Source organism: Hyunsoonleella pacifica (genome assembly GCF_004310335.1).
Taxonomy (GTDB): domain Bacteria; phylum Bacteroidota; class Bacteroidia; order Flavobacteriales; family Flavobacteriaceae; genus Jejuia; species Jejuia pacifica.
This window is the reverse complement of sequence record NZ_SIRS01000003.1, coordinates 143,593-167,418: the sequence shown is the minus strand read 5'-3', so window position 1 is coordinate 167,418 and position 23,826 is coordinate 143,593. Positions and strand designations below refer to the sequence as shown.

The 23,826-nt window shown below is 32.9% G+C and carries 13 protein-coding genes; 8 read left to right on the top strand and 5 right to left on the bottom strand.

The window, feature by feature from the left end; genetic code table 11:
* The first annotated feature begins 35 nt into the window (after positions 1-35).
* The 8 genes from EYD46_RS07040 (at position 36) to EYD46_RS07005 (ending at position 19,335) form a co-directional block, all read left to right on the top strand.
* Positions 36-1,187, top strand: a complete 1,152-nt coding sequence (locus tag EYD46_RS07040) for an alpha/beta hydrolase (protein WP_130936376.1) — start codon at positions 36-38, stop codon at positions 1,185-1,187.
* A gap of 2 nt (positions 1,188-1,189) precedes the next feature.
* Positions 1,190-2,548 carry a DNA repair protein RadA gene (radA, locus tag EYD46_RS07035; RefSeq protein WP_130936375.1) on the top strand — a complete coding sequence of 453 codons (1,359 nt, stop codon included), beginning with the start codon at positions 1,190-1,192 and terminating at the stop codon, positions 2,546-2,548.
* 207 nt (positions 2,549-2,755) lie between these two features.
* Entirely contained in the window at positions 2,756-4,651 is a 1,896-nt protein-coding gene (locus EYD46_RS07030; protein WP_130936374.1) for a LamG-like jellyroll fold domain-containing protein, read from the top strand.
* A gap of 230 nt (positions 4,652-4,881) precedes the next feature.
* Positions 4,882-9,117 (top strand): LamG-like jellyroll fold domain-containing protein, encoded by a 4,236-nt coding sequence (locus tag EYD46_RS07025; RefSeq protein ID WP_130936373.1) that lies wholly within the window; start codon positions 4,882-4,884, stop codon positions 9,115-9,117.
* A 207-nt stretch (positions 9,118-9,324) separates the two neighbouring features.
* Positions 9,325-14,679, top strand: coding sequence for a PA14 domain-containing protein (locus EYD46_RS07020; protein WP_130936372.1), 5,355 nt, complete (start codon positions 9,325-9,327; stop codon positions 14,677-14,679).
* A gap of 123 nt (positions 14,680-14,802) precedes the next feature.
* The gene (gene ileS / locus EYD46_RS07015) at positions 14,803-18,207 is read left to right on the top strand and encodes an isoleucine--tRNA ligase (protein WP_130936371.1); all 3,405 of its coding nucleotides are present in this window, start codon (positions 14,803-14,805) and stop codon (positions 18,205-18,207) included.
* Between the two features lie 4 nt (positions 18,208-18,211).
* Positions 18,212-18,592, top strand: a complete 381-nt coding sequence (locus tag EYD46_RS07010) for a TraR/DksA family transcriptional regulator (RefSeq protein ID WP_130936370.1) — start codon at positions 18,212-18,214, stop codon at positions 18,590-18,592.
* Positions 18,593-18,711: 119 nt separating this feature from the next.
* Positions 18,712-19,335 (top strand): lipoprotein signal peptidase, encoded by a 624-nt coding sequence (locus tag EYD46_RS07005; protein WP_130936369.1) that lies wholly within the window; start codon positions 18,712-18,714, stop codon positions 19,333-19,335.
* 55 nt (positions 19,336-19,390) lie between these two features.
* Here the strand turns inward: EYD46_RS07005 and EYD46_RS07000 are convergent, their stop codons facing one another.
* The 5 genes from EYD46_RS07000 to rimK all read right to left on the bottom strand — a co-directional run bounded on the left by EYD46_RS07000 (position 19,391) and on the right by rimK (position 23,822).
* A complete protein-coding gene (locus tag EYD46_RS07000; RefSeq protein ID WP_130936368.1) occupies positions 19,391-19,804 on the bottom strand; it encodes a response regulator in 414 nt (137 codons plus the stop codon).
* Positions 19,805-19,807: 3 nt separating this feature from the next.
* Positions 19,808-21,256 (bottom strand): PAS domain-containing sensor histidine kinase, encoded by a 1,449-nt coding sequence (locus EYD46_RS06995; RefSeq protein WP_130936367.1) that lies wholly within the window; start codon positions 21,254-21,256, stop codon positions 19,808-19,810.
* 97 nt (positions 21,257-21,353) lie between these two features.
* Positions 21,354-21,920, bottom strand: a complete 567-nt coding sequence (locus EYD46_RS06990; RefSeq protein WP_130936777.1) for a 5-formyltetrahydrofolate cyclo-ligase — start codon at positions 21,918-21,920, stop codon at positions 21,354-21,356.
* Between the two features lies 1 nt (position 21,921).
* On the bottom strand, positions 21,922-22,896 hold the full coding sequence (locus EYD46_RS06985; RefSeq protein WP_130936366.1) for a succinylglutamate desuccinylase/aspartoacylase family protein: 975 nt from the start codon (positions 22,894-22,896) through the stop codon (positions 21,922-21,924).
* A gap of 50 nt (positions 22,897-22,946) precedes the next feature.
* Positions 22,947-23,822 (bottom strand): 30S ribosomal protein S6--L-glutamate ligase, encoded by an 876-nt coding sequence (rimK, locus tag EYD46_RS06980; protein ID WP_130936365.1) that lies wholly within the window; start codon positions 23,820-23,822, stop codon positions 22,947-22,949.
* Positions 23,823-23,826: the final 4 nt, after the last annotated feature.

Sequence of the window (23,826 nt, the reverse complement as noted above, 5' to 3'; positions counted from 1 at the left end):
TGGCAGTATCAAAAAAATCTCAAATCATTTAAAAAATGAAAAAAGCTATTAATCTCTTTTTGGTGCTAATACTTGTGTTTAATTATTTAGCTGCCCAAGTAAAATATGAAAACTTTCAATCTTCAAAATTAGGAGAAGAACGTCAAATTAAAATTCAGTTGCCTAGAGGTTACAATACAAATGAAGAAAAAAGCTATCCTATTTTTGTGGTGTTGGATGGCGATTATCTATTTGAAGCGGTAGCAGGTAATGTAGATTATTATTCTTATTGGGAAGATATGCCAGAAGCCATTGTGGTTGGGATAAATCAAGTGGATACCCGTTATGATGATTGTTTATATTCAGAGCAAAATTCGCTACCTGTTGAAACGGGAGCTGCTTTTTTTGAATTTTTAGGTATGGAACTAGTACCTTATATTGAGACCAATTACAGAACTGCAAATTTTAGAGTGGCAGTAGGCCATGGTAACACAGCTAATTTTATTAACTACTACCTTTTAAAATCTAATCCGTTATTTCAAGGTTATATTGTTGTGAGTCCAGAATTAGCACCAAACATGTTAGAGTATATCCCTGAAAGTGTATCTAAGTTAGACACTAAAATATTTTACCATTTAGCAAATGCTGAAGGTGATAGTAAATCTTTAAAACAGATGTCTGAAGCTTTACATACGGACCTATCTGCTATAGAAAACGAAAACATATCATATAGTTTTGATAGTTTAAAAAATGCTACCCATTATTCTGCACCAGCGCATGCTATCCCTAATGCACTTCAAACTATATTTAAAGTATTTCAACCTATAAGTAAAAAAGAGTACAAAGAAGAAATTTTAGAATTAGAAATTTCTCCTGTAATATATTTAGAGGAAAAATATCAAGCTATTCAAGATTTATTTGGCATAGAGAAACAAATCCTTATAAACGATTTTAGAGCTATTGCTGCCGCAATTGAGAAGAATGAACTGTTTGAATATTACGAACCTTTAGGGAAATTAGCGAGAAAACAATATCCTAAAACATTATTAGGAAATTATTATATAGCAAGATTTTACGAAGAAACTGGGGAGCCTAAAAAAGCAATGAAAACCTACCAGTCTGCCTATACTTTAGATGAAATTGCAGGGATAACAAAAGACAAGGTTTTAGAGTTGGCAGATGCCATAAAAGAAGATTTTGGATATTAGTAATGGCAAAGGTAAAGACTACATTTTTTTGTCAAAATTGTGGGGCGCAATATGCTAAATGGCAAGGGCAATGCAATGCTTGTAAAGAATGGAATACTATTGCAGAAGAAGTATTGCAAAAACCAGAAAAGAATGACTGGAAAACAGAATCTAATCCTAAAAACAGAGTTTCCAAACCTTTAAGGATAAAAGATATTGACCTTTCTGAAGAAGCACGATTAAGTAGTTTAGATAAAGAGTTTAATAGAGTTTTAGGAGGAGGAATAGTTCCTGGTTCGTTAACGCTATTAGGAGGAGAACCAGGAATAGGAAAGAGTACCCTGTTGCTTCAAATTTCATTGAAACTACCTTACAAAACGCTTTATGTTTCAGGAGAGGAAAGTCAGAAACAAATAAAAATGCGTGCAGAACGTATTAATCCTGAAAATAATAATTGCTACATACTCACTGAAACCAAAACTCAAAATATATTTAAACAAATAGAGGCTTTAGAGCCAGATATTGTTATAATAGATTCTATACAAACGTTACATAGTGATTATATAGAGTCTTCTTCAGGAAGCATTTCGCAAATCAAAGAATGTACAACAGAGCTTATAAAGTTTGCCAAGGAAACAGCAACTCCAGTAATTTTAATTGGGCACATTACAAAGGATGGGAATATTGCTGGTCCAAAAATTTTAGAACACATGGTAGATACTGTATTGCAGTTTGAAGGCGATCGTAATCATGTATTTAGAATTTTGAGAGCTCATAAAAACAGGTTTGGATCTACTAATGAATTAGGTATTTATGAAATGCAAGGTTCAGGCCTAAGAGAAGTGTCAAACCCTTCAGAAATTTTAATTTCTAAGAAAGACGAAGAATTGTCGGGCAATGCCATTGCAGCAACCTTGGAAGGTATGCGTCCTTTAATGATTGAAGTACAAGCTTTGGTAAGTACAGCAGTTTATGGTACACCGCAACGTAGCGCCACAGGATTTAACGCAAAACGTTTAAATATGCTATTGGCAGTTTTAGAAAAGCGAGCTGGTTTTCGTTTGGGAGCCAAAGATGTATTTCTAAATATCACAGGAGGAATAACTGTTGATGATCCAGCTATAGATTTAGCTGTTGCGGCAGCTATTTTATCATCTAATGAAGATGAACCTTTACAAAGTGATTTTTGTTTTGCTGCTGAGGTTGGACTTTCAGGAGAAATCCGACCTGTCCAAAGGGTAGAGCAGCGCATTTTGGAGGCTGAAAAATTGGGCTTTTCAACTATATTTATATCAAGATACAATAAAATAGCAGTAAAGAATACCTCTATCAAGATTCAATTGATTTCAAAAATTGAAGATTTAGTAGATATTATTGTCTAAAATTATGCCTTATTTTTTGTTTATCGGAAAAAATATGCTTTTTAACCGATTTTTTGTTGCTTTTATCGATTTTTTAATCTAGATTTGCTCTAATTACTTAATCCGCATGTAAGTAAAATAGTAATTTGAAATAGTCTTCCCTCAATTTTATTTCAAATATAAGTTCAGTTAGTTTAATCTATCTGATACAACCTAAATCGACCATTTATGAAGCTAAAACTACTTTTAAGTGTTTTGCTGCTTGCATTTTGTGTTGTTCTTGGAAATGCGCAAAAGAAGACAAAGGAAAATGCTGTTAAAGCATTAAGTTACCAATTAGAAGATTCTGATAAAGATGGTATTGCTAATATTATTGATTTAGACGATGATAATGATGGTATAAATGATGTAGATGAATCTTTTGGTAAAAACCCAGATGCAGATGCAGATAAAGATGGTATAATTAATTTCAAGGACCCAGATTTCGATGCCTTAAACATTCACAACATTTGTAAAAGTTTAGATCGAGATAATGACGGTATCCCCAATCACTTAGATTTAGATAGTGATAACGACGGTATTTTAGATAATATCGAAGCACAAACCAGTACAGGTTATGTATTGCCTTCCCATATAGTAAATGTCAAAACAGGAATATGTAGTAATTATAACAATGGACTTAAGCCAATTGATACTGATGGAGATGGCTTGTTTGATTATTTGGATAGTGATAGTGATGGAGATGGTACACCAGATATTCAAGAAAATGGGATGGCAAACTCTATTTCTAATTCTGATAAAGATCTAGATGGTTTAGATGATATTTTTGAAGGTAGAAAAAAGCGAGATGGGTATAGTATTAACGAAGAAATAGAAAATAACCTATTACCTGATAGTGATAACGATTTAAGTTTTAATGGAGATTTAGATTATCGTGATCTATATGATGTAAATCCACCAGAAGAAGCTGCTATTCACTTTGATGGGGTTAATGATTATGTTTCAGGAAAAGCAATGTTATCTAAATTTAATGAAACCAACACCAAAGGAATTACTTTAATGGGTTGGGTTAAGAACGATATTCAAGATGAAAATGCTTCTTCATCTTTTCTTTTTGGAGAGGATAATGCTTTAGAACTAAAATCAGTAGGATCTACATTAGAAGTAGAAGGACATTTTAAAACACCATTTGGTCGTTTGCATACTGTGAAATTCTCAAGAAAATACGGTTTAAAAAAGGGGATATGGAGACATATAGCTGTTGTAATTGATTTTGAAAATGATACTGCTGATATATTAATTGATGGTATGTGGGTACATCATCAAAATTTAGCCTATCCAGGAAAACAAGATATTGTTGGATTTTACAGTGAAGTTACAAAAACAGACGAAAAGTTTATGATGGCTAAAGAAAATAATGCATCTGGCGTATACTACACGGGTAGTATGGATGAAATTCGTTTGTTTAATACGATTTTGAGTGATAAAGAAATTAAAGCTATAGTCTTTCAGGAAATTAAAAATGATAATGGAGTTCTCAAAGGCACTATTACACCACATCAAATTGGACTAAGAAACTGGAAAGATTTAGAAATGTATTATCCAATGACAGCAATTGTAAATGCTAAAATTGAAGATAAATCTGAAAAAAATAATACAGCAACTATCCACAACATGGCAGCCTTAAATCCGCAAACAGCACCAATGCCATTTACAACTAAACAAGATGGTTTTTGGTATGAAAAAAGTACGTGGTTGCATGGCGATAAGTGGGCTATTCCTGGAGATGGTAGGGCAGATAACATGTCTAATTCAGATGAGAATTATACATGGGGGATTTATCACATAAGAAACAATGTTGTATTTAATGGGCTCTCTACATTATCCGAAGGAATAAAAACCTTAAATGATTTTAAGGCTATGGCGTTAATAGTTGATAAAAAGAATTTTGAAAGTTATGATGATGTTGTTTTTACAATAGGAGATGCAAAACAAGATATACAATTAGAAATAACAGATTATCTTGATGTAAGTGGAACTTTAGATTTAATAAACAACTCTCTATTAATTGAGATAGATACAAAATTTAATGATGTACTTGCTAGAGAAAGTATTTCTCAATAAAGTATTTCAATATGTTTTTTTAACTATTTAATGGAATAGTTTTAAAAGTAGAAATAATATAATTGGAAAGAATGATAAATCTAGAGATAAAACAATTAAAATTTTAATAATAACTAAAATATAATTACTTGTTAATTAAGTGGGTCTGAAATCTTTTTTGAATATAGCTAGAGAAATATATAACCCACTTGAGAACATATATAATTTTGATTTACCCAAATCTATTAATTATGAAACTAAAACTACTTTTTAGTCTGTTTTTAACCTTTTTTGCGTTTAATTTTTCTTTTTCGCAACACTCTGACGTGCAAATAATCGTTGTTTGGGATAATGATGCTTATGAAAATAAGCTTGAAGTTTACAATACATCAAACGACTTGATTGCTACTATTTGTGATGATAATCAGTGTTATGTTTCATCTCAGCAAGGTTCTACAAATGATTACGGTTCAAAGTATAACCTAGGCTGTGTTGCAAATGGTACTAACTATTACATAAAACTATACGATATCGCCAATGACGGATGGGATTCTTCAAGTTATGTATCAGTTACAGTAGCAGGAACAGAGGTAATAAATAATAATGGTAGTGCAGCAAACTCCACAGGACACGATATTTATTTTAATGTTTCAGGTGGAGATGCCAATTGTAGTTCACAGCCAGATACAGATGGAGATAGTATAATAGATAATTTAGATTATGATGATGATAATGATGGAATAACAGATGCCATTGAGAATTTAGGAGAAAACAGATTTGAATGTTCATTACCTGAATTAGCATTTGAAAATGGGGTTTATGATGCAGCAGCAAGCACTGGACCAATAGATACAGTTGGTGCTATTTATAGATTTAGTAATTCTATTCAAGGATACGACATCTTGATGGAAATCACAGAGTTAACAAATGCTACAATTGACAATATTGATGATGATACTGTAGATACACCTAGTAATTTACAAACAGCACTAACTTTTTCTGGAACAGGAACACCTGGGGCCACATTTAATTTTACTATAGTAAATGCAGGAACTACTACACCATCAACTGAAATTTTTAGAGTTAACGGAATAACTTGGGACTGTGATGGATCTGGCAGTTTAAGAGAGTCAGTAGTATATTATAACCCTGCTGCATACGGTATAGAAAATCCATCCTCATTAGAAGTATCAGATTTGGGAGGAGATATTCAAATAAGTGCATCTGGACTGCAAGAAGGACCAGGTTTCTCTGACTTAAAAGTGCTTAGAGCTTATTATCAGTTTGTTGGAAATTCTTTTTCCATGAGAATGCAAGCAATAAAAACCTTTTCATTCACAAGTACACGATTGTTTGGGATGTCATTTACGCAATGTCAGTTTTTAGATTTTAATGCAAATTCATTAAATATTGTAAGGGGTGAAGATACGGATGGAGATGGTTTCTTTAATCATTTAGACATAGATGCGGATGATGACGGAATTCCTGATAATATTGAAGGGCAGTCTACATTGGGTTATATTTTGCCAACAGGAACAATAGATCCTGTAACAGGAATAGATCTAGCCTATGGAAGTGGAATTTATCCTCAAGATACCGATAATGATAATATTCCAGATTTTATTGATTTAAACTCAGATAATGATAATTATAATGATATTCAAGAAAATGGGATGGCAGATTCTTATACGGCTGCAGATGATGATTCAGACGGGTTAAAAAATACATTTGAAACTACTGGTGTTAGTGATAACAGCTGGGATGTAAATGAAGATATTGAAGACCCTACAGATTTATCTATTCTACCAGATGCAGATTTTGACTTAACCTTAGGAGGAGATTTAGATTATCGCGACTTGTTTGATATCAACCCTCCAACCTATGCATCAATTGATTTTGATGGTATCGATGATTATTTGTCAGCAAATAGCTTTATAGATGGATTGAGTGATGTAACCATAATGGCTTGGGTAAAAACCGATTCTGGTAATACTACAGATATGGTAATTGCTGGAGAAGATACAGGGTGTAAATTATGGTTAGGTAATGGTAATAGGCCTATGTTTACAATAACAACTGATGGTAATGCTCCAGTGACGATAGGTTGTAGTTGTACAGCAATTGCTTATGATGAATGGCATCATGTTACCGGCTCTTATTCTAGTGCTACTGGTGATGTGTTTTTATATGTTGATGGGATTCTGAGTGATTCAGGAAATGTCGGGAATACAGGTGCTAATATTAGTAATACAGAGAATTCAAACGACAATTTTGAAATCGGGAAACTGTCAACAGAAAATGTCTCAGATCATTTATATTTTAAGGGAGATATTGATGAGGTAAGAGTTTTTGATACTGCGCTAACACCAAATCAAATTGCTCAAATAGTATATCAAGAAGTAGAAGAAAATAGCGGCGTATTACAAGGGAAAATGGTAGTAAAACCTATACATGATACTAGTACAAACAATACCGTGCCTTGGAATAATTTAATTGCATATTATCCTATGACTAATATTGTTATGGGAAGAACAACAGATTATTCAGGATATGATAAATGGTTGTACATACATTACATAACAACTATTCAAGAACAAACAGCACCTATGCCTTATGTAGCTTCAAGTTCAGGTTCGTGGTCATCAGAATCTACATGGGCACATGGCAATGTTTGGGATATTGAAGACCCAACAGCGATTAACGAACATGCTATCGTACAAATAGCAGGAGATATTACAATAAATGAAGACATTACATTTTCAAGTTTACTCGTAGATTCTGGAGCAACTTTAACAGTTGAAAGTGATTACTCCATCTCAAATACTTGGTATTTAGATTTAAGTGGTACCATAGATCTATTAGGAGATTCTCAGTTGATACAAACTGAGACGAGTGATCTCGTTACCTCTTCATACGGTAAAATATTAAGACGTCAAGAAGGAGTGTCTAATCCTTATTGGTATAACTATTGGACATCGCCTATAGGAACTTTAGGAGCTACAAGCTATATAGATAACAATGCATCAACAAACAATACAAACAATTCGCCTTTTAACATTCATATGCTTAGAGATGAATCAGGGTTTGATTGCAATTTTACTTCAAGTTATACAGCTAATGGGAACATAAGCACGTTTTGGCTGTATACCTATATAAATGGATTAACTTATTATGACTGGGCGCAAATAAGTACAAGCACAGATGTAAGTCCTGGTGTAGGTTATACGCAAAAAGGAACAGGAATAGCCTTACCCGAGCAACAATATATTTTTGAAGGTAAGCCTAACAATGGTACTATCTTAGTAGCCGTAGAAGATAGAGGTGGTGCAGGTTCTATAGCAGGGACAAGTAAGACCGAGTTTTTATTAGGGAATCCTTACCCATCGGCATTAGATGTTCATGAATTTATAGATGATAATGCAGGAGTTATAGACGGGACGTTGCAATTATGGCAACAATGGAGTGGTACTTCTCATAATTTAAATGCGTACAATGGCGGCTATGCACAGGTAAATAAAACAGGAGCAGTAAGAGCTTCTCAATTTGTTGGACTAGAAGGCGCAACAACAGGAGGGCTTGAAGGTACAAAAGTGCCAACAAGATATCTTCCAGTAGGACAAGGATTTATAACTGAGATTATAGCAGATGGTAATGTAGAATTCAATAATAGCCAACGTGTTTTTATAAAAGAATCTGATGCAGATGGTAATTACAATAATGGCTCAGTATTTTTAAAAGGAAGTAATAAGAAATCTAAGACTGAGGAATCGAAGTCAGCAGAAGTAAAAACAGATAGTCTTCAAAAAATACGTTTAGAGTTTAGTTCTGTGTCAGGACCTGAAACAAAGCGAGAATTGCTATTAGGTTTTAGTAACCAGACTACAGATGGTTATGATTATGGTTACGAAGCAGAAACACATGATGCCAGTAATAATGACCTTAACTTAAACATGGAAGGCAAGAATATGAATATTCAAGCCTATGGAGAAATTACATCAGATAAGGTGGTGTCTTTAAATTTCAGGTCATCAGGTAGCAATGCATTTGAGATTAAGATTTCAGAATTAGAGAATATTTCAGAAGACCAAAGTATTTACCTAAGAGATAATATAACAGGCGATTACTTTGATTTACAACAAAATCAACCTTACAGTTTTACTTCAGATCAAGGTATATTTAATGAGAGATTTGAGATTGTTTTCCAGTCAAAATCTGCTACCTTGAGTATTGAGGAAGCGATTATTAAGGAGAATTATGTGTATTACGATACGTTACAGAACAAGCTGTATGTAAAGAAGCTAAATAGCGAAGTAACACGATTTGTTCTCTACAATATAAGAGGTCAATCTATAATGGAATTAGAAGGAGTGGAACCTTCAATTTTAAATGATGGATTAGAATTACCTAACACAGCAAGTGGTACATATATCGCAGTGTTAAGGATGGATAATAACCAAGTGATTTCTAAAAAACTAATCAAAAAATAGTTATTTTATCGATTAAAAATGCGTTTAATCGATAAAAATGTACGAAAAAATTAGTTTTTTAACTTTTATTGTATTACTTTAGCTACACGATAAAATAGAGAACTGCTAATAAAGTGCTTTTTAGGAATATTTCATGAAAATTCCTAGTACTATAAAACAACTCCTTTTTATTGAAATAGCTATCCCAAAGCTACTAAAACCCAACCTATGAAAACGAGTACGCTTTTTAGAGTAATACTAATTGTTTTTAGTTTATTCTTTGTCAATCCCATATTCTCCCAAGATTCTGATGGAGACGGTATTAAAGATTCAATTGATGTAGATGATGATAATGATGGTATTCTGGATGAAGTAGAAATTATTTCGGCATGTTCAGGAACTATATCCTATGAGTTTTATGATATAGCTCCAAGTGGATTTACAGTAGATAATATTCCAAATTCAGGATGGACAGCTGCAGGAACAGTAGAAGAAATAGATGTAGATAAATTGTATCAAAAGATAACTCCAGGAGATGGTGAAAATTTTTCAGTGAGATATACTGGAGATATTGATATAGCCACGGAAGACACCTATACATTTTATTTAAGCTCAGATGATGGTAGTAAACTATACATTGATGGTGCAGAAATTATCAATAATGATGGTTTGCATGGAGTAAAAGAAGTTTCGGCATCAATTAAGCTAACACAAGGTTTTCATGCTTTTGAGATTCTGTTTTTTGAAAAAGGCGGTGGCGAATATTTAGGTTTTAAATATGCTAGTAGTACAATTTCAAAGCAATCTGTGCCTATGAGTATTCTATATGCTGAAAACTGTATAGATTCAGAAGGTGACACTGATGGAGATGGAATAGCTAACAGGTTAGATTTAGATAGTGATAATGATGGGTGTCCTGATGCTTTAGAAGGTACGGCCACAAGCAATGAGATAGGATATTCAAATTTAGATACTAACTTTAGAATTGTAGGCGATGTAGATACAGAAGGTTTGCCTCTTATGGCGAATGGAGGACAAGATGCAGGCTCTGGTATCGACAAATTTCAACAATCTGAAGATTGTAGTCCCTGTGTTGATGTTAATAATCCAAATTATGTAGATACTGATGGAGATTTAATTGGAGATATATGTGATTTAGATGATGATAATGATGGTATTTTAGATGTAGACGAAATTGCGTCTTGTTCAGGAACTATATCCTATGAGTTTTATAATATAGCTCCAAACGGATTTACTGTAGATAATATTCCAAATTCAGGATGGACAGCTGTAGGAACAGCAGAAGAAATAAATGTAGATAAACTATACCAAGAGATAACCCCTGGAGATGGTGAGAATTTTTCAGTAAGGTATACAGGAGATATCAACTTGGTTACATCAGACACCTACACATTTTATCTAAGTTCAGATGATGGAAGTAAATTATACATTGATGGAGCAGAAATTATTAATAATGATGGGTTGCATGCTACAAAGGAGACAGCTTCTTCAGTATATTTAACTCAAGGCTTTCATGCTTTTGAGATTCTGTTTTTTGAAAAAACCGGTGGAGAGAATTTAGATTTCAAATATGCGAGTAGTTCAATATCAAAACAGTCTGTGCCTATGAGTATTCTGTATGCTAAAAACTGTATGGATTTGGATACCGACGAAGATGGAATAAACAATAGATTAGATTTAGATAGTGACAATGATGGATGTCCAGATGCTATGGAAGGAAATACTACCAGCACTGTTATAGGATATTCACATCTTGATGCAAGTTATAGAATTAAAGGAGGTGTAGATGCAAATGGCATCCCTAATATTGTTAATGGAGGGCAAGGAGTAGGTACAAGTGTTGATGCATCTCAGCAAGCAGAAGGCTGCGGATGTGGAGATATTGATACAGATGGAGATTCAATCGGAAATATTTGTGATGTTGATGATGATAATGATGGTATTTTAGATGTAGATGAGTGCTTAAACCTGTTAGTAAACAGTGGATTTAATAATAAAACAGGACTCAATTATGGCAATAATATCAATGTAGATATTTCTCCGTGGGTTTTAGGGCAAGGAGATCAATCTAATATCGTAAAAGTAGATGGTAATGGCGGGTTCGATTATGCTAATGGAGGTCCATTTGAAGATGCAAACCCTGAAACTGGAGATGGAGAAGACCAATACTATCTTGATATTGCTAGTGGCTCTAATGATTTTTACCAATCCTTTACAGTAACAGAAAACACACAATTAACCTATGGCGGATATTTCTCTTCCAGAGATGGGTTAACAGGTTCAGGACGTTTAAGAATTTTTACTGGAGATACAGGTAGTTCAGGAACACTTATAATAGATAGTGGTATTTTCAATGTTAGTCCGTCAGATGGAGATTCTTCAAATACACCTTGGAAATATATTGAAGATGAAGTAAATGTAACAGCAGGTACTTATTCTTTTGTGGTAAGTATGGACAACCATATGAATTTTGACGAAGGTTTTGCTATTGCTTGTTATGATACCGATGGTGATGGATATGAAGATAAGGTAGATATTGATAGTGATAATGATGGTATTCCTGATAACGTTGAAGCACAAACTACCCTAGGTTACATGCTGCCCAATGGAACTGTAAATACATCAGGTAATTACCCTGGACTGTGGAGTAACTATGGTACTGGTTTAAAAGTAATAGATACAGATGATGATGATACACCAGACTTTTTAGATATAAATAGTGATAATGATGCTTATAATGATATTCAGGAAAATGGTCTAGCTAATAGTATTTTATCAGAAGATGATGATAAGGATGGTTTAGATAATGCGTTTGAAACGAATGGAACCAATGATGCTACCCTAGATGTAAATGAAGATATTGAGGCACCTACAGATTTATCAATTCTTCCAGATTCAGATGGTAATCTAAATTCAGGAGGAGATCTAGATTATAGGGATGTTCTTATAATAGATTATCCGTCATCGGCCTCTATAGATTTTGATGGAGTTGATGATTACTTAAGTGGAAATGCACTTTTAAATGGTTTGGATAACCTTACCATTATGGCTTGGATAAAAATAGACGCAGAAAATACTAAAGTTGCAAACATAACTATTGCTGGAGAAGATATAGGATGTAGATTATATGTGAAAAATGGTAATGAATTAATGTTTGGTGTAAAAACATCTGCCAACATTTCTATGGATATCAGTGGAGGGATTATAAATTATAATGAATGGCATCACGTAACAGGAGTTTTCTCTGGGGCAACAGGTAAACAAACCATATATGTTGATGGAGAAATGAAGGCAACTGAGACTAATAATGCTCAAATTGGGGCAACTATAGCATCATCTTCAGATTGGACAGGGGATTTCGAAGTCGGTCGTATTTCAAGCAATATCAGTAATAAGCAATATTTTAATGGAGAGATTGATGAAGTAAGAGCTTTTAATACAGTATTAACAGACTCTCAAATTCAAACTATGATCTATCAGGAAATTCAAAATAATTCTGGGAATGTAAAAGGAGTTATTGTACCTAAAGATATCATAGATTTTGAAACTAAAGCAACCGTACCATGGAGTAGTTTAATAGCTTACTATCCTATGACTGATATTACATCAAATAAAATTACAGATTATTCTCAAAATGATAATGAATTACTTATGCACAATATCACAAGTGTACAAGATCAAACAGCTCCAATGCCCTATAAAACTAGTGAAGATGGAAGTTGGAATTCTCAAGAAGCATGGCAACATGGTAATGTTTGGGATGTAGAAAGTATTGAAAATATTAGAGCTTGGAGTATCGTTAAAATTAACAATGATGTTACTGTTTCTAATTCAATATCTACGTATGGGCTAATTATAGAAAATGGTAAAACAATTACTGTTAATGGTTCTAATGCAGTAGAAAACACAGGGTATTTAGAGTTAAGTGGTACTATAGATTTAATGGATGATTCTCAGTTAATTCAAACCCAAACAAGTGATTTAGTAACCTCTAATGAAGGTAAGGTGTTAAGACGCCAAGAAGGAACACCAAGTGCTTATTGGTATAACTACTGGTCTTCCCCAACAGGAGAAAAAGGAGCTTCAATTTTAATAGATAATAATGCGCAAACTAATAATCCAAATAATTCTGATTTTAGGTTAGATATGCTTAAAGATGATGCTGGTTTTAATACGCAATTTACCAATAACTATACAGGAAACGGCGAAATAAGTACATATTGGTTATATACATTTATTAACGGTCTTAGCTATTGGGATTGGGTACAAATTACACCATCAACTCAATTAAATCCAGGTATAGGATATACTCAAAAAGGAACAGGAGTACCCACTGATAAACAACAATATATTTTTGAAGGTAAACCAAATAATGGAACAATACTTGTTCCAGTACAAGACAAAGGAGGAGCAGGTTCTGTTCCTGGGAAATCTAAAACACAATTCCTTTTAGGAAACCCTTATGCAAGTGCTATTGATGTAGTAAAGTTTATTGATGACAATGAAAGTGTTATTGATGGAACATTACAATTATGGCAGCAATGGAGTGGCACTTCTCATAATCTGGCAGATTATAATGGCGGTTACGCACAGGTAAATAAATTGGGTGGAGTTAGAGCTCGCCAATTTTCAGGACTAAATGGAGGAACAACAGGAGAGGCTGTGGGTACTTTAGTACCAACTCGCTATTTGCCAGTTGGGCAAGGTTTTATAACAGAAATAATAGCTAATGGCAATGTAGAGTTTAATAATGGTCAACGTGTATTCATTAAAGAAGCTGATGCTGATGGAAAATTTAAAAACGGATCTGTATTTTCAAAACAAACAACATCTAAATCTGCTATTAAAGAAGTTGAAGATGAAAACGAACTCATCAAAAAAATACGTTTAGAGTTTAATACTATAGTAGGACCAAAATCGAAGAGAGAACTATTATTAGGCTTTAGTAAAATAACTTCAGATGATTTTGATTATGGTTACGAAGCTGAAACAGATGATATCAGTAATAATGATTTAAATTTAAGTCTTGAAGGGAAAAACATGAACATGCAGGCTTACAGTGAAATTACTGCAGAAAAAGTAGTGCCATTGAATTTTAGATCATCAGGCGATAATACCTTTGAAATTAGAATTTCAGATGTAGAAGATGTTGATGACGCTCAAGAAATTTATTTAAAGGATAATCTTACTGGAGTATATTTTGATTTAAGAACAGAACAGTCATATAGTTTCACATCTCAACAAGGTGTATTTAACAAGAGATTTGAGATTGTTTTTCAATCAGAATCTGCAACACTGAGTTCACAAGAAATAAAGGTTACTGAAAATTACATTTACTATGATATTAAAAGTAATGTACTTTATGTTAAAAAATTAAATAGTGAAGTAACTAAATTTACACTGTATAATATTTCAGGGCAGTCTATGATGGAACTCAATACTATTGATATGGAAACTTTAAGTAGTGGTTTGAGACTTCCTAATATGGCTACAGGAACTTATATTGCTTGTTTTAGAACAGATACAAATCAAGTCATTACTAAAAAATTCATCAAAAATTAAAATAATTATATAGAAGATACTTTTGGTAAAAAGCTAAACAATTTGTTTAGCTTTTTTTAATTTTAAATAAATCAATTTCGTGATAATTCATTAAATTCGCGAACTTATAAGAATTGCACATAAATGAGCACGAAATTTGCTGAATATAAAGGACTTGACTTGCCAAAAGTAGCAGAAGAAATTCTAAACTATTGGAAAGAAAATAATGTTTTTGAAAAAAGCGTAACCACAAGAGAAGGCAACGAACCTTATGTGTTTTACGAAGGACCTCCATCTGCAAACGGACTTCCTGGAGTACATCATGTTTTAGCACGTGCTATCAAAGATATTTTTCCACGTTATAAAACTATGAAAGGTTACCAAGTAAAGCGTAAAGCGGGTTGGGATACCCATGGTTTGCCAATTGAACTTGGTGTTGAAAAAGAACTTGGAATTACAAAGGAAGATATAGGTAAAACAATTTCTGTTGAAGATTATAATGCAGCATGTAGAAAAGCGGTAATGAAGTATACCGATGTTTGGAACGATCTTACAGAGAAAATGGGCTATTGGGTAGATATGGATGATCCGTACATTACCTACGAACCAAAATACATGGAATCCGTTTGGTGGTTGTTAAAACAGATATATGACAAAAAATTGTTGTACAAAGGATATACTATCCAGCCTTACTCACCAAAAGCAGGTACAGGATTAAGTTCGCATGAGTTAAATCAACCAGGAACGTATCAAGATGTAACCGATACAACAATTGTAGCACAGTTTAAAGCAAAACCAGAATCGCTTCCTGAGTTTTTACAGAATGAAGGAGATATTTACTTTTTAGCTTGGACCACTACGCCTTGGACGTTGCCAAGTAACACAGCACTTACTGTAGGACCTAAGATTGATTATGTTTTGGTTGAAACTTATAATCAATACACGTTTGAGCCTATCAATGTAGTTTTAGCAAAAAAGTTAGTTAATTACCAGTTCTCAGGTAAGTTTATTCAGGTTGAAGAAAAATCAGAATTATTAAACTATACATCTGGAGATAAAAAAATTCCGTTTTATGTAGTTAAGGAATTTGTAGGTAAAGATTTAGTGGGCATTACGTACGAGCAATTATTACCATACGCACTTCCAAATGATAATCCAGAACATGCCTTTAGAGTAATATCTGGAGATTTCGTTACAACAGAAGATGGTACAGGAATAGTACACACAGCGCCTACCTTTGGTGCAGATGACGCCTTGGTAGCAAAACAAGCTACACCAGAGGTGCCACCAATGTTAGTAAAAGATGAAAACGGAAATTTAGTGCCGTTAGTAGATTTACAAGGTAAGTTTCGTCCAGAATTAAAAGAATTAGCAGGTAAATATGTAAAGAATGAATATTATGCTGAAGGAGAAGCTCCAGAACGCTCTGTTGATGTTGAGATTGCCATTAAATTAAAAGAAGAAAACAAAGCCTTTAAGGTAGAAAAATACAAGCATAGTTATCCAAATTGCTGGCGTACTGATAAGCCTATTTTATATTATCCGTTAGATTCTTGGTTTATAAAAGTTACTGATGTAAAGGATAGAATGCATGAGTTAAATAATACCATTAATTGGAAACCTAAAAGTACAGGAGAAGGACGTTTTGGTAATTGGTTAGCAAATGCTAACGATTGGAATTTATCTCGTTCGCGTTACTGGGGTATTCCATTACCAATTTGGCGAACAGAAGATGGTAAAGAAGAACTATGTATTGGTTCAGTTGAAGAATTAAAAGCAGAAATGGCTAAAGCTGTTGAAGCTGGTGTCTTAGAAAAAGACATTTTTGCAGATTTTGAAGTAGGGAATAATGCTGACGAGAACTATGCAAAGTTAGATTTACACAAGAATATTGTTGATGAAATTACTTTGTTATCGCCATCAGGACAACCAATGAAACGTGAAAGTGATTTAATTGATGTATGGTTTGATTCTGGTTCTATGCCTTATGCACAATGGCATTATCCATTCGAAAATGCTGATTTTATCGATAAAGGCACTACATTCCCAGCAAATTTTATTGCCGAAGGTGTAGATCAAACAAGAGGATGGTTCTATACATTGCATGCAATAGGAACTATGGTGTTTGATTCTATTGCCTATAAAAATGTAGTATCAAATGGACTGGTTTTAGATAAAAACGGGCAAAAAATGTCCAAACGTCTAGGAAATGCAGTAGATCCTTTTGAAACTTTGGGAACTTATGGAGCAGATGCTACACGTTGGTATATGATTTCCAATGCAAATCCTTGGGATAATTTAAAGTTTGATTTAGAAGGTGTAGAAGAAGTAAAACGTAAGTTTTTCGGAACACTTTATAATACCTATTCGTTCTTCAGTTTATATACCAATTTGGATAAATTTAGTTATGCTGAAGCAGATATTAGTTTAGAAGAGCGTCCAGAATTAGACCGTTGGATCCTATCAGAATTGCATACATTGATTCAGAAAGTAGATGCCTATTATGCAGATTATGAGCCTACGAAAGCGGCTCGTGCAATTTCAGATTTTACACAAGATTATTTAAGCAATTGGTATGTACGTTTAAGTAGAAGACGTTTCTGGAAAGGCGATTACCAAACCGATAAAATTTCGGCATATCAAACCTTATATACTTGCATGATTACTATTGCAAAGTTAGGTGCACCAATTGCACCATTCTTTATGGATAAGTTGTATTTAGATTTGAATGCAGTAACCCAAAAAGAAGCTTTTGAAAGTGTACATCTATCAGATTTTCCTGTGTATGATGAAGTGTTTGTAGATAAAAGTTTGGAACGTAAAATGGAAGCAGCGCAAACAATATCTTCGTTAGTATTATCGTTGAGAGCTAAGGAGAAGATAAAAGTGAGGCAGCCACTTCAAAAAATCATGATTCCAATTGATAATGCACAGCAAAAAGAAGAGATATTAGCGGTGTCTAACTTAATTAAGCATGAGGTAAATGTTAAGGAAATAGAGTTGTTAGAAGACGCTTCAGATATATTAGTAAAACAAATAAAACCAAATTTTAAAGTTCTAGGACCTCGTTTTGGTAAAGATATGAAGGCTATTGCTGGAGTAATTATGAACTTTAATGCTGAAGATATCAACAAAATAGAGCAAAATGGAAGTTTTGATGTTGAAATAAACGGAAAAAATATTACATTAGGACTCGAAGATGTGGAAATAACTTCTCAGGATATTGAGGGTTGGTTAGTAGCAAACGAAGGCGTGCTAACAGTAGCACTTGATGTTACCATTACTGATGATTTAAAACAAGAAGGAATAGCTAGAGAATTGGTAAATCGTATTCAGAATTTAAGAAAGGATTCTGGATTTGAAGTAACAGATAGAATTGATGTAAAATTACAACAGGATGCACAGTTAAAACAAGCTGTAGATTCCAACATAGAATACATAAAAACTGAAACATTAACCGAAGAACTTGAAATAATTGAACAAATAAATAATGGTATTGATATTGCTTTTGATGATGTAAATACCAAATTATTTATTACAAAACATTAAACCTATGGCTTCAAATACAGTAAGATATTCAGATAGTGAATTGGCAGAGTTCAAAACACTAATACAAGAAAAAATAGAAAAAGCACAACATGACTTAGAGTTAATTAAAAGTGCTTATATGAACGATCATAACAATGGTACAGATGATACGTCTCCAACATTTAAGGCGTTTGATGAAGGTAGTGCTGTTATGAGTAAAGAATCTAATTCTCAATTAGCAATACGTCAGGAAAAGTTTATTCGCGATTTAAAAAATGCATTAATCAGGATTGAAAATAAAACTTATGGCGTATGTCGTGTAACAGGTAAGCTTATTAACAAAAAGCGATTAGAATTAGTGCCGCATGCTACATTGAGTATTGAAGCAAAAAATATGCAGAAATAATAAATTCCTTTGTAAAAAGGAATCTCATAAACTAAAACGTCAGTTTCGTAAATGGAAATTGACGTTTCTTGTTTAATGTTGTTTGCTATTCTTTTGTAAGCAGGAATCTATTTTATGATATGTCTTTAAAAAAATCCATTCTATTAGTAATTATAATTTTACTGATAGATCAAATAAGTAAAATATATATTAAAACACATTTTACACTTCATGAAAGTGTGGAGGTGTTTTCATGGTTTAAAATTTATTTTATTGAAAACGAGGGAATGGCTTGGGGTACACGCATTAGTGATATTATTCCAAATATATCTGATAGAACTGCCAAAACCTGTTTAACTTTATTTAGAGTTGTCGCTATTTTTGGTATTGGATATTGGCTGTTTTCGGCCACTAAAAAAAGAAGTTCAAAAATTTTAATTTGTGCCATAGCTTTAATTTTTGCAGGAGCTTTAGGTAATATAATAGATTCGGTGTTCTATGGTGTTTTATTTGATGATAGTCTCAACCAAATAGCAAGTTTTTTACCAGAAGAAGGTGGTTATGATACTTTATTACATGGTAAAGTAGTAGATATGCTATATTTTCCCATGTATAAAGGCTATCTTCCAGAATGGATACCAAAGTATGGTGGTAAATTCTTTACCTTTTTTGAGCCTGTTTTTAACATAGCAGATATGGCAATTAGTACAGGATTTATAATGCTAATTGTGTTTAATAAGCGGGCTTTTGCTAAAAGAGATTGATATCTATAATTTGTTTTGGTATGAAAAAAGCACCCCTGTATATTATTAGACTATTTTAAATAGTTTTTGAAAAAATAGCTTCCAAATCCTTAATATGTACAGGCTTTGATAAATAATCATATACTTCTGGGAATGATTTTGCTTTACTTATATCCGCAGGATTTATAGAAGAGCTAACCACATATAACGAAACCTCCTTTTTAAGCTTGTTTTTAATTAATTTAAACTTTTTTAAAAATTCCCAACCATCCATAATAGGCATGTTTAAATCTAAAAATATAATTTCAGGAATGTTGTTATATTCAGAATCCCTTAATTTGTCTTCAAAATAGTTTATGCTTTGTTGCCCATTATTAAAGATAATTAGGTCAGAGCATAGTTTTTTTGTTTGAATGATTTTCTTGAGTAGATTGATGTATATACTATCGTCATCTATAATACAAGCAAGCTTTACTTTTGAGGGTGTCATAAACTAAAATTCAATTTTAAAAGTACTACCTTCATTAACTTCACTAGAAACAGAAATTTGGCCATTTAAAGCTTCAACCTGATTTTTGGTTATAAATAGACCTATGCCAGTAGCATCTTTATTGTAGTGGAATGTTTTGTACATACCAAAAACTTTGTCTCCAAATTTATTCATGTCTATTCCTAAACCATTATCTGTGATTTCAAGAATTTTTTTAGTGTCATTAATTTTAGATTTTATGGTAATTACAGGGTTACGCTCAGGGTGCTTGTATTTAATAGCGTTAGTAATAAGATTTAAGAGAATGCTTTCTAAATAAGCAGGAATGTATTGTATAGCCTCTAACTCAGAAAAATTAGTGTTTATAGTTGTATTCTCTTTAGCAATAATCTGTCCTATAGAGTTAACCACCTGATTGAGTACATCATCAAAATAAACTAAAGATTTGCTCTTATTAGTACTGGTTTGTATGGTTACAACTTCATTAAGATGCTCTATAGTTTCATTTAAGCTAAGAGCAATATCTTTAACATTTTCAATTAAAGTTAGCTTCTCTTCACAGCTTTCATAAGTATCTATTAATTCAGAAATAAGTGTAAGATTACTTGTGTGAGATCTAAGGTTATGAGATACGATATGAGCAAAATTAAAAAGTCTTTTGTTTTGAGAAGCTATGATGTTTGATGTTCTTTGTAAACTTAGCTCTTTAGCTTTTGAGGCATCTATATCTTGGAAAACACCTCTTATGCCTATTATGTTTTTAAGTTCATTAAAAACTGGTTTTCCCATAGCCCTTACCCAAAAAGCGCGATTATTTTTGGTCAGCATTTTAATTTGAACATCAAATTTCTTGCCTTCTACAGCACATTCAACAAATGTACTTTGTGCTAGTTTTTTATATTCTCTTGGATAGTACTTAGCAGAATTTTTTAATGAAGGGATGTAATCTTCAGGATATTCTAAAATTCTCCTTGTTTGCTGGTCCCAGTAACTTTTTTGTTTTACAAAGTCTATATACCAACTTCCTGTTTTTGTCATTTCAGCAGTTTCTTTGTAATAGAATTTGTTCTTAGTTACTTTCTTATTTGTTTTAAATTTTCTTTTGTTAAAAAAAATGAATTTGGAATTTCCATGATACTTCAAAGAAACATTATTATTTGTTGTACATACAAACTCTTTGTATTTACCTTTTACAGATTTTAGAAGCATACTTTGTCTAAAATCAGTGCCATTTTTTATGAGACTAAAAAAATTATTTCTGAATAGATCGTGATCTTCCTTATGAATTATATGGTTTAAGAAGAACTTTAAGCTAATTTTTACGTCTTGTTCAGAATACTTAAGACTCGATAAAAAAGCCTTTGACCATAATAATTCTTCAGTGTCTTTATATTCCCAGTAGCCGATATCAATTTCGTCTACTGTTTTGCTAGTTAATTGGTTCAGTAACATTGTCTGTATTATGTGAGAGTTTGACAATAATTCCCGTAAACATAACATAAAATTAACATATGTTAAAAATATTTATGCATTTAATCGATGAAATACATCATTTAAACGAAAATATTTCAAAAGGTATCACACAATAATCTAATCCAATATCTCTATCAAAAACATCATTAATCTCATCTACGGCTTCAAAAAAAGATAATCCGATTTTTATAGTTTCAGGATTACAGTTACCTAAAAAACCATCATAAAAGCCTTTCCCATACCCAACACGATTCCCTTGTTTGTCAAAAGCTAAGAGAGGTATAAAAACCACATCAATTTTGTTAGTTGAAATTTCTATACCGTCAATAGGTTCAGGAATGTTATAGTTGTTTTTTTTGATGATTGTATTGTCAGTCAATAAGAAATGAGTAAGCGTATTTGTTTTAAAATCACTTTTGGAAATTACAATGTTTTTATCCTTTCCTGAAAGGATATTCAATATATAATCTGTATTAACCTCCTTTTGTTCTTCAATAGATAAAAAGATATGATAAAAGGAGTAGTCCCAAATAGGTAATGTTAATAATTGATTTGCAATAGCAATGCTGTAGTCTTCAATTTGATGTTCTGTAAGTTCTTGACGACGTGTTTTATATGTTTTTCGAAGTTCTTTTTTGGTCATATTACTTGCCATTGAGTTTGGTGCTAATATGAAATAATGCATCGCCTTGGTATACAATCGGCAATTCATTCACATTAATAACAAAACCAGAATTTTGCGCTCTTACAAAGTAGTTAAACTTTCCATAAGGATCAGTAATATTGCCGATAATATCATCTTTTTTAACCTCAGATCCTACAGGTATTGAGGCTTTAAACATTCCAGAATATTTAGCCCGTTGCCACTTGCTGTCTTCTATAAAAACGCATTTCTTTTTAGGTTTAGAAGATTTAAAAACCGTTTTAAGCATTCCTAAATGTTTCAATACCCTTTTGGAGCCATTTACGCCAGAGTTGGTTACAACATCATCGATATGAAATGATTTTCCGCCTTCAAAAAGCAATAAATCTTTACCTAGTTTAGAACATGTGGTTCTAAAGGATTTGGTTAGGTTTTTTGAATACAATACAAAAGGAGCTCCAAAAACTTCAGCTAATTCATTAAGATGTTTTTGGTCTTTGGTATATCTAAGCTGAGGTGCATTAAATCTACCGGAGCCTCCAGTATGAAAATCTATAATCAAATCTGCATGAGGTACTACTTCATGTATTAATTTATACGCTACACGACTTGCTAACGAACCGTTGGTGCTACCGGGGAAAACACGGTTTAAGTCTCTGCCATCAGGAAACTCTCGCTTTAAATTAATAAACCCAAAAATATTAATGACTGGCATACAAATAATGGTTCCAATTTTAGGTTGGTTAATGCCTTTAGCAATAAGCTGCCTTATAATTTCAACACCGTTTACTTCATCGCCATGAATTCCTGCTGTAAATAAAAGTGTTGGTCCTTCTTTTTTAGATCGACTAATAATTACGGGAACATTTACAGGAGATGCTGTATGCAGATTAGCAACATCAAAATTAACTTCTTTAGTTTCTCCAGGGTGTACTTCAGTACCTAGAATAATTAAAGGTGTTTTTTCTACAGTCATTAAGAGTTACTTTTTTGGATTTTGATATTTTATTGTTTGGAATTTGGATGCTAATGTCTATTTCTTTCAATATATGTTATAATACTCCTAGCTATATTTTTACCTGTGGCACCTTCTATGCCTTCAAGCCCGGGAGTAGAATTTACCTCTAATAGTAAAGGCCCACGATTAGATTGTAACATATCTACACCACAAACAGGAAGCTTTAAGGCGCGAGATGCTTTCATGGCTACTTTTAATTCTGCTTCGGTAAGTTTTACTATCTCTGCAGATCCTCCACGATGTAAATTAGAGCGAAATTCTCCTTCCTTTCCTTGGCGTTTCATTGCGCCAACTACATGTCCGTCAACAACTAAAGCACGTAAATCTGCACCTTTAGCCTCGCCAATATATTCTTGTATTAAGGCTCTGGCTTGTAATCCATTAAAGGCTTCTAGAACAGATTCTGCAGCATTTTTAGTTTCGGCTAAAACAACACCTAAGCCTTGTGTGCCTTCTAAAAGTTTTATAATTACAGGTGTACCACCAACATGAGATAGTACTTTTTCAACATCACGAGAATAATTAGTAAACACGGTTTTGGGCATACCAATACCAGCCTTTGAGAGTCTTTGAAAACTACGCAACTTATCACGAGAGCGAATAATAGCATCAGAAGTTACCGAAGTAAATACATTCATCATTTCAAACTGGCGTACTACAGCGCATCCAAAGAAGGTAACAGAAGCACCAATTCTGGGGATAATAGCATCTACATAATCCAAATAGCGGTCTTTGTAAAAAATAGTAGGCTTTTCTTTTTCAATAATGATATCACATTTTAGAGGGTCAATTACCTCCATGACATGCCCACGATGTTCTCCTTCTTCAACAAGTCTGTTGGTAGAGTATAAGTTTGCGTTTCTAGAGAGTATAACTATGTTCAATTTG

Coding starts and splice junctions, on each gene's coding strand:
- EYD46_RS07040 (WP_130936376.1), top strand. CDS start 36: ATGAAAAAAGCTATTAATCTCTTTTTGGTGCTAATACTTGTGTTTAAT.
- radA (WP_130936375.1), top strand. CDS start 1,190: ATGGCAAAGGTAAAGACTACATTTTTTTGTCAAAATTGTGGGGCGCAA.
- EYD46_RS07030 (WP_130936374.1), top strand. CDS start 2,756: ATGAAGCTAAAACTACTTTTAAGTGTTTTGCTGCTTGCATTTTGTGTT.
- EYD46_RS07025 (WP_130936373.1), top strand. CDS start 4,882: ATGAAACTAAAACTACTTTTTAGTCTGTTTTTAACCTTTTTTGCGTTT.
- EYD46_RS07020 (WP_130936372.1), top strand. CDS start 9,325: ATGAAAACGAGTACGCTTTTTAGAGTAATACTAATTGTTTTTAGTTTA.
- ileS (WP_130936371.1), top strand. CDS start 14,803: ATGAGCACGAAATTTGCTGAATATAAAGGACTTGACTTGCCAAAAGTA.
- EYD46_RS07010 (WP_130936370.1), top strand. CDS start 18,212: ATGGCTTCAAATACAGTAAGATATTCAGATAGTGAATTGGCAGAGTTC.
- EYD46_RS07005 (WP_130936369.1), top strand. CDS start 18,712: ATGTCTTTAAAAAAATCCATTCTATTAGTAATTATAATTTTACTGATA.
- EYD46_RS07000 (WP_130936368.1), bottom strand. CDS start 19,804: ATGACACCCTCAAAAGTAAAGCTTGCTTGTATTATAGATGACGATAGT.
- EYD46_RS06995 (WP_130936367.1), bottom strand. CDS start 21,256: ATGTTACTGAACCAATTAACTAGCAAAACAGTAGACGAAATTGATATC.
- EYD46_RS06990 (WP_130936777.1), bottom strand. CDS start 21,920: ATGACCAAAAAAGAACTTCGAAAAACATATAAAACACGTCGTCAAGAA.
- EYD46_RS06985 (WP_130936366.1), bottom strand. CDS start 22,896: ATGACTGTAGAAAAAACACCTTTAATTATTCTAGGTACTGAAGTACAC.